Annotated in this window: 14 protein-coding genes and 1 tRNA gene; 10 read left to right on the top strand and 5 right to left on the bottom strand. The window is 63.8% G+C overall.

All coding sequences use genetic code 11. The features are described from left to right. Positions 1–63: 63 nt before the first annotated feature. The 5 genes from aroKB to IGS58_RS25960 all read left to right on the top strand — a co-directional run bounded on the left by aroKB (position 64) and on the right by IGS58_RS25960 (position 8,225). Positions 64–1,683, top strand: coding sequence for a bifunctional shikimate kinase/3-dehydroquinate synthase AroKB (gene aroKB, locus IGS58_RS25980; RefSeq protein WP_034778314.1), 1,620 nt, complete (start codon positions 64–66; stop codon positions 1,681–1,683). A 1-nt stretch (position 1,684) separates the two neighbouring features. Continuing rightward, a complete protein-coding gene (locus IGS58_RS25975; protein ID WP_230523071.1) occupies positions 1,685–2,821 on the top strand; it encodes a deoxyguanosinetriphosphate triphosphohydrolase in 1,137 nt (378 codons plus the stop codon). Positions 2,822–3,178: 357 nt separating this feature from the next. Beyond that, positions 3,179–3,889 (top strand): sulfate reduction electron transfer complex DsrMKJOP subunit DsrO, encoded by a 711-nt coding sequence (dsrO, locus tag IGS58_RS25970; RefSeq protein ID WP_230523070.1) that lies wholly within the window; start codon positions 3,179–3,181, stop codon positions 3,887–3,889. Between the two features lie 3 nt (positions 3,890–3,892). Then, on the top strand, positions 3,893–5,005 hold the full coding sequence (nrfD, locus tag IGS58_RS25965; protein ID WP_230523069.1) for an NrfD/PsrC family molybdoenzyme membrane anchor subunit: 1,113 nt from the start codon (positions 3,893–3,895) through the stop codon (positions 5,003–5,005). A gap of 10 nt (positions 5,006–5,015) precedes the next feature. Then, positions 5,016–8,225 (top strand): molybdopterin dinucleotide binding domain-containing protein, encoded by a 3,210-nt coding sequence (locus IGS58_RS25960; protein WP_230523068.1) that lies wholly within the window; start codon positions 5,016–5,018, stop codon positions 8,223–8,225. Here IGS58_RS25960 and IGS58_RS25955 read toward each other — a convergent pair. Genes IGS58_RS25955 through mutM form a run of 5 tightly spaced genes read right to left on the bottom strand, consistent with a single transcriptional unit; the run spans position 8,222 to position 14,627 of the window. Continuing rightward, entirely contained in the window at positions 8,222–8,845 is a 624-nt protein-coding gene (locus IGS58_RS25955) for a response regulator transcription factor (RefSeq protein WP_034778325.1), read from the bottom strand. The two genes, IGS58_RS25960 and IGS58_RS25955, sit on opposite strands and share 4 nt — an antisense overlap. Continuing rightward, on the bottom strand, positions 8,842–10,608 hold the full coding sequence (locus IGS58_RS25950) for a sensor histidine kinase (protein ID WP_230523067.1): 1,767 nt from the start codon (positions 10,606–10,608) through the stop codon (positions 8,842–8,844). Before IGS58_RS25950 ends, IGS58_RS25955 begins: the two co-directional genes overlap by 4 nt. Positions 10,609–10,646: 38 nt before the next feature. Continuing rightward, the gene (gene mutY / locus IGS58_RS25945) at positions 10,647–11,822 is read right to left on the bottom strand and encodes an A/G-specific adenine glycosylase (protein WP_070259546.1); all 1,176 of its coding nucleotides are present in this window, start codon (positions 11,820–11,822) and stop codon (positions 10,647–10,649) included. A 44-nt stretch (positions 11,823–11,866) separates the two neighbouring features. Next, the gene (locus IGS58_RS25940; RefSeq protein WP_230523066.1) at positions 11,867–13,768 is read right to left on the bottom strand and encodes a dynamin family protein; all 1,902 of its coding nucleotides are present in this window, start codon (positions 13,766–13,768) and stop codon (positions 11,867–11,869) included. 22 nt (positions 13,769–13,790) lie between these two features. Further along, positions 13,791–14,627 (bottom strand): bifunctional DNA-formamidopyrimidine glycosylase/DNA-(apurinic or apyrimidinic site) lyase, encoded by an 837-nt coding sequence (mutM, locus tag IGS58_RS25935; RefSeq protein ID WP_034778336.1) that lies wholly within the window; start codon positions 14,625–14,627, stop codon positions 13,791–13,793. A gap of 168 nt (positions 14,628–14,795) precedes the next feature. On the opposite strand from mutM, the gene IGS58_RS25930 reads away from it, so the two are divergent. The 5 genes from IGS58_RS25930 (at position 14,796) to IGS58_RS25910 (ending at position 19,454) form a co-directional block, all read left to right on the top strand. Then, a complete protein-coding gene (locus IGS58_RS25930; protein WP_230523065.1) occupies positions 14,796–16,580 on the top strand; it encodes a tetratricopeptide repeat protein in 1,785 nt (594 codons plus the stop codon). An 86-nt stretch (positions 16,581–16,666) separates the two neighbouring features. Next, complete coding sequence (locus tag IGS58_RS25925; protein ID WP_034778337.1) at positions 16,667–17,317, top strand: outer membrane lipoprotein LolB; 651 nt, start codon at positions 16,667–16,669, stop codon at positions 17,315–17,317. Beyond that, positions 17,314–18,198, top strand: a complete 885-nt coding sequence (ispE, locus tag IGS58_RS25920) for a 4-(cytidine 5'-diphospho)-2-C-methyl-D-erythritol kinase (RefSeq protein ID WP_034778338.1) — start codon at positions 17,314–17,316, stop codon at positions 18,196–18,198. Before IGS58_RS25925 ends, ispE begins: the two co-directional genes overlap by 4 nt. 78 nt (positions 18,199–18,276) lie before the next feature. Further along, positions 18,277–18,353 (top strand) — tRNA-Gln (locus IGS58_RS25915). 150 nt (positions 18,354–18,503) lie between these two features. After that, on the top strand, positions 18,504–19,454 hold the full coding sequence (locus IGS58_RS25910) for a ribose-phosphate pyrophosphokinase (RefSeq protein ID WP_034753270.1): 951 nt from the start codon (positions 18,504–18,506) through the stop codon (positions 19,452–19,454). The last annotated feature ends 95 nt before the right edge of the window (positions 19,455–19,549 follow it).

Genomic DNA, 19,549 nt, shown 5'->3' with positions numbered 1-19,549 from the left:
TATTTTCTGATTGATATAAAAGTGTCCGAAATTTCCAACAGTAATATCTTTCTTGTCGGCCTCATGGGCGCAGGCAAAACCACGATCGGGCGCATCCTGGCCCGCAAGCTGGGCTTGCGCTTTGTCGATTCCGACCACGAAATCGAGGCACGCACGGGAGCGACCATTCCGTGGATCTTTGAAATCGAGGGCGAGGCCAGCTTTCGCCGGCGCGAGGCCGAGGTCATCCGCGACCTGAGCGCCCAGGAAGGCATCGTCATGGCCACGGGCGGCGGGGCCATCCTCAACGCCGACAGCCGCGCCTACCTGAAGGAGCGGGGCACGGTCGTCTACCTGCGCGCCAGCGTCAGCAACATCCTCGCGCGCACCAGCCACGACAAGAACCGTCCCCTGCTGCAGACGGCCGACCCGCGCGGCAAGCTGGAAGAATTGACGTCGCAGCGCGAGCCCCATTACATGGAAGTGGCCGACATTGTGATCGACACGGGCCGTCCTAACGTACAATCGATGGTCCAGACCATCCTGATGCAGCTGGCCAGCCTCGAATGCGAGGCCTCGCCCAACTGCGTCATTCATGCAGAGCCTTCGATGAACGAGCAATCCAAAATGTTGTTGAGCGTAGACCTCGACGAACGCAGTTATCCGATCGCCATCGGTCCTGGCCTCCTGGCCGACGCCGACGCGCTGCTGCGCCATATCAGCGGCCACAAGGTGGCCATCGTCACCAACACCACCGTCGCCCCCCTGTACCTGGGCCGCCTGCAGGCGGCGCTGGCCAGCGATGGCCGCGAAGTGATCAGCATCGTCCTGCCGGACGGCGAAGAATATAAAAACTGGGCCAGCCTGATGCAGATCTTCGACGCGCTGCTGGCCAACAAATGCGACCGCAAGACCACTCTCGTGGCGCTGGGCGGCGGCGTGATCGGCGACCTGACCGGCTATGCGGCGGCCAGCTACATGCGCGGCATCGGCTTCGTGCAGGTGCCCACCACCCTGCTGGCGCAGGTCGATTCCTCCGTTGGCGGCAAGACGGGCATCAACCACCCGCTGGGCAAGAACATGATCGGCGCCTTCTATCAGCCGCGCGCCGTGATCGCCGACACCTCGACCCTGGAAACCCTGCCGGCGCGCGAGCTGTCGGCCGGCCTGGCCGAAGTGATCAAGCACGGCGCCATCATCGATGCGGCCTTCTTCGACTGGATCGAGGCGAACATGGCCAAGCTGATGGCGCGCGACAAGGGCGCCCTGGCGTATGCGATCGCCCGCTCGTGCGAAATCAAGGCCGACGTGGTGCGCCAGGATGAGCGCGAAGGCGGCTTGCGGGCCATCCTGAATTTCGGCCACACCTTCGGCCACGCCATCGAGGCGGGTCTGGGCTACGGCCACTGGCTGCACGGCGAAGCCGTCGGCTGCGGCATGGTGATGGCGGCCGACCTGTCCTGCCGCATGGGCTATATCGACCAGGCGGCCGTGGAGCGCGTGCGCAAGCTCGTCGCCGCCGCCGGCCTGCCGATCAAGGCGCCGGACCTCGGTGTCGAGCGCTGGCTGGAACTGATGGAAGTGGACAAGAAGAACGAGGGCGGCGCCATCAAGTTCATCTTGCTCAAACCCTTGGGCAGCCCGAACATCACCTCCGCGCCGCACGAACTGGTGCTGGCCACCCTGGCCGCCGGAGTGCAATAACATGCTGCCAGAAGACTTCCTTGCTCCCTACGCAGCTCACTCGGCACAGGGGCAGGGACGTCGCTTTGCCGAGGCGCCGCACGCCTCGCGCAGCCAGTTCCAGCGCGACCGCGACCGCATCATCCACTCCTCGGCCTTCCGCCGCCTCGAATACAAGACGCAAGTTTTCCTCAACCACGAGGGAGACCTGTTCCGCACGCGCCTGACGCACAGCCTGGAAGTGGCGCAGGTCGGCCGCTCCATCGCGCGCAACCTGCGCCTCAATGAAGACCTGGTGGAAGCCATCGCGCTCGCGCATGACCTGGGCCACACGCCATTCGGCCATGTGGGCCAGGACGTGCTCAATGAGTGCATGCAGAAGCATGGCGGCTTCGAGCACAACCTGCAAAGCCTGCGCGTGGTCGACACACTGGAAGAGCACTACGGCGCTTTTGATGGCTTGAACCTGATGTTCGAGACGCGCGAAGGCATATTGAAACACTGCTCGCTGGCGCATGCGCGCGAACTGGGACCCGTGGCGCAGCGCTTCATCGACCGCACGCAACCGACCCTGGAAGCACAGCTGACTAACCTGGCCGATGAAATCGCCTACAACAGCCACGATATCGACGATGGCCTGCGTTCCGGTCTGATCACCATCGACCAGCTGGAAGAGGTGGAATTCTTCGGCCGCCTGTGGCGCGAGGTGCAGCAGGCGTTTCCCGGCCTGTCGGGCCGCCGCGCCATCTATGAAACCCTGCGCCGCCTGATCACGGCGCTGGCCGACGATCTGATCGTCACGTCGAATGCCCTGATTGGTGACGCCGCTCCCCGCGACGTCAGCGAAGTGCGCGCCAGTCCTCCGCTGATCCGTTTTTCGGATGCCATGCGCCGTGATGCGACGGAGCTGAAACGCTTTTTAAGGGCGAACCTGTACCGCCACTACCAGGTCAACCGCATGCGCGTAAAAGCGAGCCGCATCGTGCGCGAACTGTACGACAGCTTCATGGCCGAACCGGCCCTGCTGCCGCCCGATTATCAGGTCAACGGCGATGATGTGACAAAGCAGGCGCGCAAGATCGCCGACTATATCGCCGGCATGACGGACCGCTACGCGATCCGCGAGCACCGCCGGCTGTATTCGCTCGACGAGCTGTAACGGTCACTGCGTGGACTGACATGCCCGCGCGACGCTTCATGTCGGGTTACGCCGTGCCGGCTAACCCGACCTACCAATGCAAGCGGTCATGGGGAATCTGACGTAGGTCGGATTAGCGCAGCGTAATCCGACATGTCTGCGCGATACCACGACACTTCATGCCAACAATGTTGTCGGATTACGCGCTGGCGCGCCTCGGCGGCCCCGCTAATCTGACCTACTCCGCATTGTTGATCCTGTCAATCGGCATGATCATCTAGGTTCCCGCACGATCACCCCAATATCCGTACGGCAACTTCTTTTCTATCATGGCAGCAAGTCAACAAGGGCTTGCCGCCCATAGTCAAGGAGAGTGCCATGATTGAATCGCGCCGCAGTTTCTTGCGCGCCTTGCCAGCCGTAACCATCGGAGCGGCCATCGCGCCGCTACCCAGCAAGGCGGCCACCAAGGGCGAAGGCGGCCAGCGCTGGGCGATGGTGGTCGATGTGCAGAAATGCATCGGCTGCCAGGCTTGCACGGTCTCCTGCATCATGGAAAACGCCGTGCCGGAAAACAGCTTCCGCACCGTCGTCTCGACCTATGAAGTCAAGGAAGAGAACCGTTGCGGCACCTACATGCTGCCGCGTCTGTGCAACCATTGCGCCAATCCCCCCTGCATTCCCGTCTGTCCCGTGGGCGCCACCTTCCAGCGCAAGGACGGCGTCGTCGTCGTCGACGGCGACCGCTGCGTGGGCTGCGCCTACTGCGTGCAGGCCTGCCCGTACGACGCGCGCTTCATTAACCACGAGACGGGCAAGGCCGACAAATGCACGTTCTGCGCGCACCGGGTCGACGAAGGCTTGCTGCCGGCCTGCGTGGAAACCTGCGTGGGCGGCGCGCGCATCTTCGGCGACCTCAATGATCCGGAAAGCCTGGTGCACCAGCTGCTCAGCGAGAACAAGGTGAAGGTGCTGAAACCCGAGCAGGGCACCCAGCCCCACGTGTTCTACCTGGGACTGGATACGCGCTTCGCCGGCCACGTCGAGGGCGAAGCGACTCTTTGGCAACCGAGCAAACACGGGAAATAAACCATGGACAGCCACATCACCGAAATTGTCAACGTCACGCGCGAAGCGGCATGGCTGCCGTGGGCAGTGCAGTATTTTTTCCTCATCGGCCTCAGTTATGGCAGCTTCATGCTGACCTTGCCGTACTTCGTCTTCGGCCGCAAGGCGTATGAACGCCTGGGGCGCATAGCGCTGCTGGCGTCGCTCGTCTGCGGCATGACGGCGCCCGTGGCGCTGCTGGCCGACTTGCACGGGCCGGGCCGCTTCTACCACTTTTATCTTTACTTCCAGCCGCAGTCGTGGATGTCGTGGGGCGCGTTCTTCATTCCCCTGTATCTGGGCTGTTTGATGCTGTACGCGTGGCTGGCGCTGCGCGTGGACTTCGCCGCGCGGGGACAGGGCCAGGACCGTTTGGCCTTTGCCTATCGCCTGCTGGGGCGCGGTGGCGCCGCATCGCGCAAGGCCATCATTACCGCTGCCGCCTTCACCTTGCTGGCCGCCTTTGTCGTGGGCCTGTACACGGGCATGGAAGTGATGGTGGTGCGTGCCAGGCCCCTGTGGTTCACGCCTTTCCTGCCGGCGCAATTTGCCGCCACGGCCTTTGTCGGAGCGGTGGGCCTGGCGCTGTTGTTCAACCGCTTCCTGCCGGGCCGCGACCAGGTGCTGGAAGTGGCGCTGAACCGCGCGCTGGCCCTGTCGCTGGCGCTGGTGCTGGCGCTGGGCGGCGGCTGGCTGTTCGTCAGTCTCTCCGGCGTGAGCGCCAGCCACAGCATGGCATTTACCCAGGTGGCCGGCATGCCGCAATGGCAGTTCACTGCCGTCTGGGCCGTGCTGTCGTCCATCGTGCCGATGGCTCTGGCCATCTGGCGCCCGGTCAGCAGTGGCCTGGTCAATGGCCTGATCGCGCTGCATAGCGCCTGGATGATGCGCTGGACGATTTTCATCGGCGGCCAGACGATCCCGAAAACGGGCGCGGGCCTGTACGACTACCACCTGCCGATGGGGAACGATGGCTTGATGGGGATTATCGGCACGGCCGGTTTGTGGATCGCGCTGCTGTTGCTGATGCTGGAATTTTTGCCATGGGCCGGACGCGTTGTCGCTGCACGCACCCGTCCTGCCATGGCCACGCACTGAGGAGTCAACCATGAACGAACACATACACAACGACGTCCCTGAAGACGAGAATGAAAAACGCCGCAAGCTGCTGCGCTACGGCGCCATCGGCGGCGGGCTGGCCGCATTTGCCGCCAGCTTTTCCACCACGGCCGGCCGCATGGTCGACCATGCGCTGGGCAAGGATAAACCCGTGCAGAAACTGCATGGCAATTCCCTGCAACCCGAGTTTTCCGTCGACACGGCGACGGGGAAATTGACGGTCAATCCCGACCAGCAGGTGAGCTACACCATGTGCATGGGCTGCACCACGTTTTGCGGCGTGCGCGTGCGCCTCGACAAGAAAAGCGGCAAGGTGCTGCGCGTGGCGGGCAATCCCTACAGCCCCCTGTCGGCCGACCCGGCACTGCCATATCAAACCTCGGTACGCGACAGCTTTGTGTCGCTGTCGCGCTTCCAGGAACAGGGCTTGAAAGGGCGCTCGACCGCTTGCGGCCGCGGCAATGGCGTGCTGGAACAGATGGAGTCGCCGTTCCGCGTGCTGGCGCCCATGAAGCGCGTGGGACCGCGCGGGGGCGGCCAGTGGGAACCGATCGCCTTCGACCAGCTGGTGAAGGAAGTGACGGAAGGCGGCGACCTGTTTGGCGAAGGCCACGTGCAGGGGCTGCGCGCCTTGCGCGAGCTGGAAAAGCCGATCGATCCGGCGCAGCCGGAGCTGGGTCCGCAAGTCAACCAGGTGGGCCTGATGTGCAGCACCGACGATGGCCGCCTGGCGTTCGGCACGCGGTTTTTCAAGCAGTCGTACGGCAGTTTGAACCTGGTCAACCACGGTTCGTATTGCGGCGGCGCCTACCGCAGCGGCTCGGGCGCCATGTTCGGCGACATGAAGAAAATGCCGCACGCGAAAGTGGACCTGGAAAACACGGAGTTCTGCATTTTCGTCGGCACGGCGCCGGGCAATGCGGGCAACCCGTTCAAGCGCCAGGGCACCCTGATCGCGAAAGCCCGCTCGGGCAAGCGCGAATTCAGCTACGTCGTCGTCGACCCCGTGTTGACGAATGCGGACAGCCTGGCCGCGGGCGACCGCAGCCGCTGGGTACCGATCAAGCCTGGCACGGATGGCGCGCTGGCCATGGCCATGATCCGCTGGATCATCGAGCACGAACGCTATGACCGCAACTTCCTCGTGCAGCCGAACCTGAAGGTGGCGGAAGCGGCGGGCGAAGCCGCCTGGTGCAACGCCACGCATTTGATCATCAACGAGAAGGGCCATCCGCGCGACGGCCGCTACCTGCGCGCGTCCGATATCGGTGAGGTGGAACTGGCGGAAGACGAGCGCTACAAGGATGGCGACGCTTTCTGCGTGATCGATGCCGCCACCCAAGCCATCGTGCCGCACAATGCCGCCAAGGGCGAGGCGCGCCTGTTCTTCGACGGCCCGCTGGACGTGGCCGGCGCGCCGCTGCACCTGAAGACGGCCATGACGATGCTCAACGAGGAAGCGCAGCGCCACAGCATGGATGACTATGCCGCCGCCTGCGGCATCGCGCGCGACATCATCGAAGGCCTGGCGCAGGAACTGACCAGCCATGGCAAGCGCGCCGCCGTCAATGCGCACGGCGGCATGATGTCGGGCGCCGGCTTTTATAACGCGTACGCGCTGGTCATGCTCAACACCCTGATCGGCAATTTGAACCGCAAGGGCGGCACCCTCGTCAACGGCGGCAGCTTCAAGGATGCGGGACCCGGTCCGCGCTATAACCTTGAGAGTTTCGACGGAGAGATCAAGGCGGCCGGCATGCCGATCGGACGCAATGTGCCATATGAAAAAACCTCGGAATTCAAGCTGAAGAAAGAAGCGGGCAAGGCGTATCCGGCCAAGGCGCCGTGGTATCCGAACGCGCCCGCGCTGGCGACAGAATGGCTCACCAGCGCCATGAACGGCTACCCGTACACCCTGAAGGCGCTGATCCTGTGGAGCTGTAATCCTGTCTACGGCATCACGGGCTTGCGCGCGCAGATCGGCAAGGAGCTGGCCGATCCGAAGAAGATTCCCCTGATCGTCGCCATCGACCCCTTCATCAATGAAAGCTCGGCCTTTGCCGACTACCTGCTGCCCGACACCTTGCTGTATGAAAGCTGGGGCTGGGCCGGCGCCTGGGGCGGCATGCCCGTCAAAATGAGCACGGCGCGCTGGCCCGTGGTCGAACCGCGCGTGCAGAAAACGCCGGACGGCCAGACCATCTGCATGGAATCGTTCTTCATCGCGCTGGCAAAGACGATGGCCTTGCCCGGCTTCGGCCCGGACGCCTTGCAGGACATGGATGGCCAGCGCTTTCCCTTGCAGCGTGCGGAAGACTGGTATCTGCGCGGCGGCGCCAACATCGCCTGGCAAGGCAAAACATCCGTGCCGGAGGCCAGCGACGACGATATCGATTTGTCCGGCGTGGCGCGCATCCGCCCTGAACTGGAGCGCACCCTGAAGCCGGAAGAGTGGCGCAAGGTGGCCTTCATGCTGGCGCGGGGAGGGCGCTACCAGAGCTATGGCGAGATGTTCGGCCTGCGTTTGCCGCCGCCGGCGAATCCCAAGGCGCCGGCAGCGCCTGCACCCGTGATCGACGAGACGCCGTATCCGCAGGACTGGTCCACGCACCGCTATCTGAAACCGATGATGCTGTACAACGAGGGACTGGGCGTGAGCAAGAACAGCTTGAGCGGCAAGCGTTTCCCCGGCACGCCCGCGTGGAGAGTGGCGGCGTTTGCCGACGGCACGCCCGTGCGCAAAGCCTATCCTGCCAGCGAGTGGCCGTTCGAGTTGATCAGTTTTAAATCTGCGCTGCAGAACTCCTACAGCATCGGCGCGCGGCGCTTGCGCGGCATCCATCCGGACAACCCCGTCGCCGTGCATCCCGACGACGCGGCCCGCTTGAAGCTGGAAAATGGCGACGAGATTTATCTGGAAACGCCGGGCGGCAGGGCCAGGGCGACGGTGATGCTGCGCCATGGCGTGCAGCGGGGCGTGATCGCCATCGAACACGGTTTCGGCCACAAGGAGCATGGCGCGCGCGCGCACCGCATCGGCAAGCTGCGCCAGCCCGACGAGCCGGCCATCGGCGCGGGCATCAACCTGAATGACCTGGGGCTGACGGACCCGAGCCGCGGCGACAAGAACGTGTTTGTCGATCCTGTCTCGGGCACGTCGGTGCGGCAGGGACTGCCGGCGCGCATCGTGCGGGCCTAGATCTGGCCACCTGCCATCAGCAACCGGGCTACCTCGGCTGCCGAATGCAGGCCCAGTTTTTCCATCGTGTTATGGCGGTGCACCTGCACCGTCTTGTCGCTGATGCCCAGTTCGCGGGCGATGACTTTCGAGGCTTTGCCTTCGGCCATCAGCAGTGCCACTTCACGCTCGCGCGCGGTGAGCCTGGCCAGCGCTGATTGCGCCGTATTCGCGCTGGCGGCGCTGCGGCTTTCTTCCACGCTGCGGGCCACGGCGCGCGAGACGGCGTCCAGCAATACTTGGTCCTTGCACGGCTTTTCCAGAAAATCGCAGGCGCCCGCCTTCATCGTCTGCACGGCCATGGCCAGGTCGCCGTGGCCGCTGAGGAAAATCACGGGCAGCGATATGGCGTGCCCGGTCTTATTATTCAATTCCTGTTGCAGTTCCAGTCCGCTCATCAGAGGCATGCGCACGTCGAGCAGCAGACAGCCGGGTACATGGCCATCGTAACGCTGCAGGAAATCGCGTGCCGATTCAAACGTCTGCACTTGCCAGCCGGCTGAATCGAACAGATAGGCCAGCGAGCGGCGCATGGCGGCGTCGTCGTCGACGACAAAGATGATCGCATCGCTTTCATTCATGGTGTTTCCTCTTGTATTTCCTTGTGTGCGTCCATGCCGGTATCTTCGGGCAGGCGGAACCAGACCGTCAAGCCCGGCGTATCGGCATTGGCATGTGCCGACAGGCTGCCGCCGAACGATTCGATGATGCTTTTGCTGAGCGACATGCCCAGTCCCAGGCCTTCGGCCTTGGTGGTAAAAAACGGTTCGAACAGGCGCGCCATCTGCGCCGTCGGCAGGCCGCAGCCGGCGTCGCGCACGGCCACCGTGCAGGCGCCGTTTTCGCGGTGCAGCAGCACGCCGATGGCGTGCTGCGGATTGCCGTTTTCTACCTGCGCATCGAGCGCATTCTTGAGCAGATTGAGCAGCACCTGCTGCACCTGCTGCGGGTCGGCCAGCACGCGCGGTGCAGCGCTGACCGTCTCGTGGCGCCAGGCTATCCTCGCTTGCGGATGGGCCGCGCGGAACAGCGATACCGCTTGCTCGACGGCGTCGGCCAGGGCGAAGGCCGTGCTGTGCGCGGGACGCTTTCGCGCCATCGCGCGGATGTGGCGGATGATGGCGCCCGCGCGTTCACTTTGCGTGGCGATTTCCTGCGCGCCGTCGAGCAGGGGCGCCGCATCGAGCCGGCCCGCCGTGATGCGGCGCGCCATGCCGCGCGCGAAATTGCCGATGGCTGCCAGCGGCTGGTTCAATTCGTGCGCGATGGCGCTGGCCATCTCGCCCAGGATCGCCAGGCGCGCCGTGTGGTCGAGCGTGGCCTGGCGCTGGCGTGCCTGCTCTTCCAGCGCGCGCTGCTGGTGCTGGGCGGCGCGCAATTGCTCCGTGCGCCGGCTGACCAGGTATTCCACGCGCACCGTGTGCACGGCCCAGGCCACGAGCAGGGCCAGCACCAGCAGCATCCAGCCCCAGTAGCGGCGCAGCGCCGTCTCGAACGTCAGCTTGTCCAGGTAGGCGTAGGGGCCGATGCGCAAGTCGCGGAACAGCTCATCGACGATCTGGTAATCGCTGGGCACCGTCCAGCTGTAGCCTTCATCTGTGCGCGGCATGGCCAGCAGGGCCTGCGCCACTTTTTTCGCCAGCGCGGGCGGCGTCTGGCGCAGGGCCACGAAGGGCCAGTCCGGATACAGCCGAGACGAGCTGGCGCAGCGAAATCCGGGTATCGGGCGCGTGGTGATCACGCGCAGTTCATCGGTCCGCACTTCGCCGCGCGCCACCATCTGTTCCAGCAAACAGGTGCGCACGATGCCCGCATCCATGTGCCCTGACCGCACGGCGTCGACGATCTGCTGCGAAGGGAAACCGCTGTAGCGCAGGCTGGCAAAATCATGCGCGGGATCGATGCCCGCTTCGCGCAGTTCGCGCGCGGCGATCTGGTAGCCGCCAAACGCATCGGGCGCCACGGCCATCACGTTCTTGCCCGCCAGGTCGGCCAGATCGTGCAGCGGCGAGGCGTTGCGCACGACGATGGCCGAACCGATGGCCTGGCGCGGCGACTCCGTCCACGGCGATTCGAGCGTGGCGATGCGGCTGGCGCCGTCGCTGTGTTCGAGCGCCACGTAATGGCCGCTGCTGGTGATGGCAAAAGCGATGGCCTGCGACTGCACGGCGCGCGTGAGGCCCGCCTGGTCGTAGTCGGCCAGGATGAAGCGGATGCCGGGAATGCTGGCCTGCAGGTGGCGCGTCACGTACGACCAATCCTGCTGCACGGCGTCGCCACCCTTGTAGGCGAGTACACCGATGCGTACCTCCGGCAGCTCGTCAGCCGCTTGAGCGCCGTGCAAACACAGCGCCGTCAGTGCGAAGAGTAAAAAACGCCGCACTAGAACATGCTGCGCTGCGCCGAACGCGCATCGCCGAACAGGTCCAGCAGCAGTTTCTTGATGGGCGCTGGCAGTGGCGCGTCCGCGATTTTCGCGCCGTCGTACCAGACGTGCGTGGACTCTCCGGCCAGCGCCAGGCGCCGCGCCAGGGTGATGCGGCAGGGAACGATGTGCAGCTTGTAGTGGGTAAACACGTGCACGATGGGCAGCAGCCGTTCCTGCGTTTCGATCTGGCCGAATGGCGCCACGGCGCGCGCCAGCGCATCCTGGTCGATGTCGCGCGGACAGTCCTCGCCGGCCAGCACGTGGCCATCGAGTTCGGGCAAGGACAGCAAGCCGCCCCAGATGCCCGAGCCCGGGCGCTGCTCCAGCAGCACCTTGCCGTCGTCGATGATGACCAGCATGACGGCGTGTTTTTCCGGGCTGGTTTTCTTCGGTTTGCGCACGGGCAGATCCTTGGTGCGGCCGGTGGCGTAGGCCACGCAGCGCGGCTGCAGCGGACAGCGGCCGCAATCGGGACTGCTGCGCGTGCACAGGGTGGCGCCAAAGTCCATCAGGCCCTGTGTGTAGGCTTCGATGCCTGAATCTATTCCCGCTGCGGGCAGCAGTGCTTCGGCGCGGCGCCACATGGCTTCCTCGACGCGTTTTTCGCCGGGATAGGCGTCGATGCCAAACGTGCGCGCAAAGACGCGCTTGACGTTGCCGTCCATGATGGCTGCGCGCGTGCCGCTGGAAAACGCGGAGATGGCGGCCGCCGTCGAGCGGCCGATGCCGGGCAGGTCGGCCAGCAGGGCCGGGTCGCTGGGGAAGACGCCATCGTATTCGGCGACCACGCGCTGCGCGCACTTGTGCAGGTTGCGCGCCCGCGTGTAGTAACCGAGGCCGCTCCACTGCGCCATCACGTCTTCCACGGGGGCTGCCGCCAAATCGCGCAGGGTAGGAAAGCGTTCGAGGAAGCGCGCGTAGTAGCCGAGTACGGCGGTGACCTGCGTTTGCTGCAGCATGATTTCGGACAGCCAGATCAAATAGGCGTCGCGCGTGTTTTGCCATGGCAGCGCATGGCGGCCATGCTGCTTTTGCCAGGCGATGATGGTGGCGGAAAAACTAGGGTCGATATAGTCTTCTAAAGGTGCCGCGCCCGTGGCGGGCGAGAGCGGATGCAGCAGACGTTTCATGCAGGGTTCCAGTGTTCTGTTGTTTGATGTTGCTGATGTTGCGCTCAGCTTGCGCTGGCGGCGCGCAAGGCAGCGAGCAATTGCGCCAGCTGGGCCTTGTCGCGTTCGAGCGCCGCCAGGCTGGCTTCAAAGCCGGCGATTTTCTGTTCCAGGCTGCCCGTGGCGTCGTGGATGCGCTGGATCGAGGCAAAGCGCAGTTTCAGCTGTTCCTTGTACTCGACGATCTGCGCTTCGAGGGGCGCCATGATGACTTTCAGCCAGGCGCTGGCGTCGTCGTTGGCGTTGGTGAAACTGCGGCGCACGCGCGAGGCGATGGTGTCGAAGAATTTTTCCATCAGCACGACCCGGCTGGTGGTCAGCAGGGTGGCCGTGCCGAACTGCTTATGGTAGACGGCTTCGATATCGGCGATCTCCTGGCGGTAGCGGGCCAGGGAAAACGGCATCGGCAAGGCCAGCGCCAAGCCATGTTCGGTGGCGAATTTGCGGTACATCACGTTCATCATTTCCGTGATCTCGGCCGTCTTGCCTTCCGAGCGGTCCAGGTTACTGGCGATGCGCTCGAAATACTGGCGCACGGCTTCGCGCAAGCCCGTGAAAAAGCGGCTGCGCTGCATGGCCGCGCGCACGCCATCGATATCGTCGCGCACGATGTCCATGCCCAGGCTCGTGTACAGCTCCGTCGACAGGCGGGTAAACACGGCGCGCGTCGCTTGCAGCTTGAACAGGCTGCTGTCGAATTCCTTCTTCTCGATATCGATGCGGCGCATCATGTGCGCGATCACGCTCTGGTTCTTGCCGCGCAGGCTGTGCAGCTCGTGCAACTGCTCGGCGATGCCGCGCGCGCGTGCCGCCGCCTGCACCTGCTGCGCCGCTTCGATGGCGTCCAGGTCGAACGCCAGCTGGCGCCGGATGATCTCCTTGCGCGCGGGGATCAGCTCCTCGAACAGGGCCGTCTCCAGCGCCTGCAAGCGGCTCTTTTCCAGCAGCGCCGCGTCCTGGTTGATCTTGCCCACCAGGGCCTTTTGCGCCGAGACGGGAAACACCTGGCCAGCATCCAGCATCAGCAGGTGCGCCACGCTGGCCTGCTGGCGTTCGATGGCTTGCGCCACCTCGGCATCGCCGCGCAACTCATCCCACATGCTGTCGATCTTGTTGAGCACCACCAGGCGCCCCGCGCCGGCGCCGATATGGTTGCGCCATACCTCGATGTCGCTGCGCGTGACGCCCGTGTCGGCCGCCAGGATGAACAGCACCGCGTGCGCATTCGGGATCAGGTTCAGGGTCAGTTCCGGTTCCGTGCCGATGGCGTTCAGGCCGGGCGTGTCGAGGATCACCAGGCCCTGTTTCAGCAGCGGATGGGGGAAGTTGATGATGGCGTGGCGCCACATGGAGATTTCCACCTGGCCGTCCTCGTCCAGCATGGCGGGGGCGTCCGCATCGTCGGCGTCGTACAGGCCGTAGCGCGCCGCCTCTTCGATGCTGACTTTTTTCGTCAGGCTGACCTGGCGGATGGCTTCCTGCATGTCGCCGCCCGCGTCGATGTTCAGGGGCAGGACGGTCCAGGCGGCGGGCAGATCGCGGTAGTCGCTGGTCGACAGGTTCTGCGCGCGCGTCTCGATGGGCAGCAGGCGGATGGACGGCTGCCAGGCCGCGTCGTACAGCAGCTCGGTGGGACACATGGTGGTGCGGCCCGCGCCCGAGGGCAGGATGCGCTGGCCGTAGCCGGCAAAGAAGATGGCGTTGATCAGCTCGGATTTGCCGCGCGAGAATTCCGCTACGAAGGCGACCGATAAACGGTCGTCGGCCAGGCGGGAGCCACAGCGCGCCAGGCGCAGCGCGGAGGCGCCGTCGACCAGGCCCGCCGCGCTGGCGGCTTGCCGGTATGCCTGCAAGGCGGCCTGTACGTCCTGCCGCCATGCGCTGTATTGTTCCAGGTCTCTGACCATCTGGCTCCCTCTGTGAGTGTGGCTACTTTTGACAATTCACGCAGTAAAACGTGGAACGCTGTCCCTGGACGATCTGGCGGATCGGCGCGCCGCACACGCGGCATGGCTTGCCCGCGCGGTTGTACGTGAAATACGTCTGCTGGAAGTAGCCGGACTGGCCGTTCACGCCGATGAAATCGCGCAGGGTGCTGCCGCCCTGCACGATGGCTTCTGCCAGCACGTCGCGGATCGATTGCGCCAGTTTCTCATAGCGGGCCAGGCCGATGCGCCGGGCTGGCGTCTTCGGGTTGATCCCCGCGCGGAACAGGCTTTCGGAACAATAGATATTGCCCACGCCGACGACGATGTCGCCCGCCATCAGCACCTGCTTGATGTTGGTACCCTTGTTGCGCGTTTTCTCGAACAGCAGCTGGCCCGTGAAGCCGCCTTCCAGCGGTTCCGTGCCCAGGCCGCGCAGCAGCGCGTGGCCGTCGAGCGGGCCGTCGGCCTCGTCGTGCCACAACACGGCGCCAAAGCGGCGCGGGTCCGTCATGCGCAGTACCTGGCTGCCGCCTTCCGCGTCTTCCACGATGAGGTCGAAATGGTCGTGCTTTTGCGCCTCCGTCCCCGTCGGCAGCACGCGCAAATGGCCCGACATGCCCAGGTGGATGATCAGGGTGCCGTGGCGGAAGTGGATCAGCAGGTACTTGCCGCGCCGCCCCGTCAGGCCGATGGTTTGCCCCGACAGTTGCTCGCCCAGGGCAGGGGGGAAGGGCCAGCGCAGGCCGTCGCGGCGCAGCACGACGGAGCGCACGGCGCGGCCTTCGAGATGGGGCGCGACACCGCGCCGTGTGACTTCGACTTCTGGCAATTCTGGCATAGGGCTCGAATGGTGGAAAACCGGGTAAAAAAACAGGCGGGTTGCCGGCGGATGGCTGGCCCGGGCGCGCTACGCCGCCACGACGTATATATTTCGTTACATACGTGAAGTACGCGATAGCCGCGTTGGGCGTAGAATCAAACTTTGCCGTTCAGCCAGGATCAGCCTTTGAAAAACGCTTTCGCCATTGTAACCTTGTCCGCCCTGATGGCCACGCATGCCATGGCACAGACGCCTGTTGCCCCTGTCGATGGGGCGGCCAGTCCCGCTGCGGCCGCTGCGTCGCAAGCGCCCGGTACCGAGTCCGGCGACGACGCCAAGGGCGAGAAGCTGCCCAAGGTCGAGTTGAGCAGCGATTTGCTGTACAAGCTGACCAAGGCTGAAATGGAATTCAAGAGCGGCCAGTGGCAAGGGCCGTACGTGACGATGATGGTGGCGGCGCAACAGACGCGCGACCCGCGCCTGGCGCGCCGCGCTTCCGAAATGGCGCTGGCCGCCAAGCAGGGCAGCGAGGCGCTGGCGGCCATCCGCCTGTGGCGCGACCTGGCGCCCGAATCCGATGAGGCGACCCAGTTCTTCCTCGGCTTCGTCGTATTGACGGACAAGATCGAAGAAGCGGAACCGATTTTTGCCCAGCGCCTGGCCAATGCGCCGCAGGGCGCGCGCGGCGTGGCCCTGTTCCAGATGCAGCAGATCCTGTCGCGGGCGAATGACAAGCTGTATGCCTACGCGATGGTGACGCGCCTGGTGCAGCCCTACCTGGACATGTTCGAAGCGCACCTGGTGCTGGCGCAGGGCGCCCTGTCGCTCGGCGAGCGCGAGCGCGCCATCGGCGAAGCGAACAAGGCGCTGGCCATCAAGCCGAACTCCGAGCTGGCCGCGCTGACCCTGGCGCAGGTGACGGGCGAGCCCGAGGCTGCAGGCAAGGTGCTGGCCACTTTCCTGCAAAAGAATCCCGATGCCGTCGAAGTGCGCGGCGCGTATGCGCGCCTGCTGGTCGAGCAAAAACAGCTGGAGCCGGCGCGCGACCAGTTCCTGCTGCTGCTGAAAAGCCAGCCCGATAACGTGGGGGGCCTGTATGCGCTGGGCATCGTGGCGCTGCAGCTGGAAGACACCAAGGGCGCGGAGCAGTACTTCAAGCGCTTCCTGGCCGTGCTGGATAAAAATCCTGGCGACGCGCGCGATCCGTTCAAGGCCTTGATGATACTGTCGCAGATCGCCGAGACGCGCGGCGACACGGCCGGCGCCATCGCCTGGCTGGACAAGGTCGACAACAGCGCTTCCGCCGGCTATGTCGAGGCGCGCTTGCGCCGCGCCCAGCTGATCGCCCGCGGCGGCAATCTCGATGCGGCGCGCAAGGCGCTGACGGAAATCGAAACGGACGATCCGGCAAGCCAGGCGCAGGTGCTGCTGGTCGACGCGCAATTCCTGCGCGATGCCGGCTATGTGCAAAGCGCCTATACGGTGCTGGAAAACGCCTTGCTGCGCTTCCCCGACAATCCGGAACTGCTGTACGACTACGCCCTGCTGGCCGAGCGCCTGGATAAACTCGAGCTGATGGAAGCGAGCCTGCGCCGCGTGATGGCGCTGGCGCCCGACAATCAGCATGCGTATAACGCCCTCGGCTACTCGCTGGCCGAACGGGGCATCCGCCTTGAGGAAGCCCATGCGCTGATCGAAAAAGCCTTGCAGATGGCGCCGGGCGACCCGTTCATCATGGACAGCATGGGCTGGGTGCAGTTCCGCATGGGCAACCTGGCCGCCGCGGAAAATGCGCTGCGCCGCGCCTATGCCGTGCGCAGCGATCCGGAAATCGCCGTCCACCTGGGCGAAGTGCTGTGGCAGAAGGGCGACAAGGCCGAAGCGCAAAAGCTGTGGCGCGAGGCGCAGGGCAAGGACCCGAAAAACGATGCGCTGAAAAGTACGCTGGCGCGCTTGAATGTCAGTTTGTGATTGTTAACCCAAGGGCAAATTCTGGGGTCAGACCCTGAGGGTCTGACCCCGGGTTTTGCACTTGGGGTGAACTCAAAAAATTCCCCATGCCAAAAAACTTCATCCCTCTGACCGTCCTGTGCCTGTCCCTCTCGGCCTGCTCGACCCTGACTTCCCCCTTTTCGTCCGGCGCCGCGCCGTCCGGTAATGCCGTCGCGCCTTACCGCGAACAGGTGGAACTGACGGGCCGCCTGAACGTCGTGTACCAGAAGGATGACAAGCCTGAATCGGCCACCGTCAATTTCAACTGGCAACAGACGGCGCAGCGCACGGACGTGACCCTGTATTCGCCTGTCGGCAGTACGCTGGCGACGATTGCCGTCACGCCGCAGCAAGCCGTATTGACGCAGAGCGGCAAGGCGCCGCGCAGCGCGCCCGATGTCGATACCCTGAGCGCGCAGATGCTGGGCTGGTCCTTGCCCGTGTCGGGCTTGCGCGACTGGCTGCAAGGCTATGCCGTGGGCGCCGATGGCAAACGTTTCGTCGCTTCGCCGGCGAACGACAGCGTCACCACGAAAGATGGCTGGCGCTTGCGCTATGTGTCGTGGCAAGAAGTAGGGCAAAATGCGGCCGACAATACACCGGGCGCCTTGCCCCAACCGCGGCGTATCGATGCCGAACGCAATGCCAGTGCGCAGGCCGATGCCGTCTCGCTGCGCATCGTGCTCGATCCCGCCCCATCCGCTCAAGCACAATGACGTTGACTACCCTGAATAACTGCCCGGCTCCCGCCAAGCTGAACCTCTTTTTGCACGTCAACGGCCGCCGCGCCGATGGCTACCATCTGCTGCAGACGGTGTTCCAGTTGCTCGACCATGGCGACACCTTGCACTTCGCGCTGCGCGACGACGCGCTGATCCGCCGCGTGACGGCACTGGCCGGCGTGCCGGAAGAACAGGATTTGATCATCCGCGCCGCCAAGCTGCTGCAGGCGGAAGTGCTGCGCCGCACGGGCGCCTTGCCGCGCGGCGTCGATATCGCCATCGACAAGGTGCTGCCCATGGGCGGCGGACTCGGCGGCGGTTCATCCGATGCGGCCACGGCCCTGATGGCATTGAACCGCCTGTGGCAAGCGGGCTTGAGCCGCGAGGAATTGATGGCGCTGGGCTTGCCGCTGGGCGCCGATATCCCGTTTTTCATCTTTGGCGAAAACGCCTTTGCCGAAGGCGTGGGCGAGGCCTTGCAGCCCGTCGCCACGCCCGAATGCTGGTACGTGGTGATCGAGCCGGGCGTGCAAGTGCCGACCGCCGCAATTTTTTGCGCGGAAGGCTTGACGAGAAATACCGAACCCGTCACAATAGCGGACTTTTCCAGGCACCTCGCAGAAGGAAACGATGCGGGCGGGTTTGGCAAGAATGATTTACAGCAAGTGGCATGCAGTCTTTTCAAGCCGGTAGCAGATGCGGTAGAATGGCTGGGTGCTTACGGTGAGGCCAGGATGACTGGCTCCGGTGCTTGTGTATTCAGTGCGTTTGGCAGTCAGGAAGAAGCGGATGCGGTGCTCAGCAATGTGCCACCGGTCTGGATCGCCTGGAAGGCAAAAGCGCTGAGCCGCCACCCGATGCTCACCATGTTGTAGAGAGCAAAAAAAGATTTTGCTTAGCGTCAAATAGTCGGTATAATACTGGCCAACATGACGGCAAGCAGTCAGTAACGTAGGGGAATCGCCAAGCTGGTTAAGGCACTGGATTTTGATTCCAGCATGCGAAGGTTCGAATCCTTCTTCCCCTGCCACAATTTCACCGTAGTCTGTCGATGCGAAGTTGGCGTCCAGTACGGGAAAAAGCAGATATGTTGCCACGCGGCATATTCTAAACAATGACTGACCGGGCCTATGCCCGGTTAGTGCTTTTCAAGACTTCTATATCACCTCTTGGGACTCCCATGGCTTACGAAAACCTGATGGTTTTTACCGGCAACGCGAATCCAGCGTTGGCAGAGGGGGTCGCAAAAAACCTCGGCATCCCTCTCGGTAAAGCAAACGTTTCGAAATTCTCCGACGGCGAAGTAATGGTCGAGATTAACGAAAACGTGCGCGGCAAGGATGTTTTTGTTTTGCAATCCACCTGTGCTCCAACCAACGACAGCCTGATGGAAATCATGCTGATGGTTGATGCCTTGAAACGTGCTTCCGCTGGCCGCATCACCGCCGCAATTCCTTACTTCGGCTACGCCCGCCAAGACCGTCGTCCACGCTCCGCGCGTGTGGCGATTTCGGCCAAGGTGGTGGCGAACATGCTGGAAGAAGCCGGTGTCGAGCGCGTCCTGATCATGGACTTGCACGCTGACCAGATTCAAGGTTTCTTCGATATTCCAGTCGACAATATTTACGCTTCGCCAATTTTGCTGGGCGACCTGCAAAAGAAAAACTACCAGGACCTGCTGGTGGTGTCGCCGGACGTCGGCGGTGTGGTACGTGCGCGCGCCCTGGCAAAACGCCTGGGCTGTGACCTGGCCATCATCGACAAGCGTCGTCCAAAAGCGAACGTGTCCGAAGTGATGAACATCATCGGTGAAGTCGAAGGCCGCAACTGCGTGATCATGGATGACATGGTTGACACGGCAGGCACCCTGACCAAGGCTGCCGAAGTGCTCAAAGAGCGCGGCGCGAAAAAAGTCGTGGCGTATTGCACGCACGCGGTGCTGTCGGGCCCGGCGATTGACCGTATTTCGGCATCGCCACTCGATGAGCTGGTCGTGACCGATACGATCCCCCTGTCCGAAGCGGCCCTGGCCTGCGGCAAGATCCGTCAATTGACGTGCGCGCCGCTGCTGGCCGAGACGTTCAAGCGCATCATCAAGGGTGATTCGGTTATTTCCCTCTTTATCGATTAATTCGACAAGAGCAGCAACAGACGTAATGCCTGCGGCGCGACCGGCTTTTTGCCTGTTGCGCCGCAGTGTTTTCATTTTCGGGGTGTTTTTCACCC

Source organism: Janthinobacterium sp. EB271-G4-7A (assembly GCF_020858075.1).
GTDB classification, from domain to species: Bacteria; Pseudomonadota; Gammaproteobacteria; order Burkholderiales; family Burkholderiaceae_D; genus Janthinobacterium; species Janthinobacterium lividum.
Note: the sequence above shows the minus strand (reverse complement) of the source record. Positions and strands in the feature narration are given on the sequence as shown.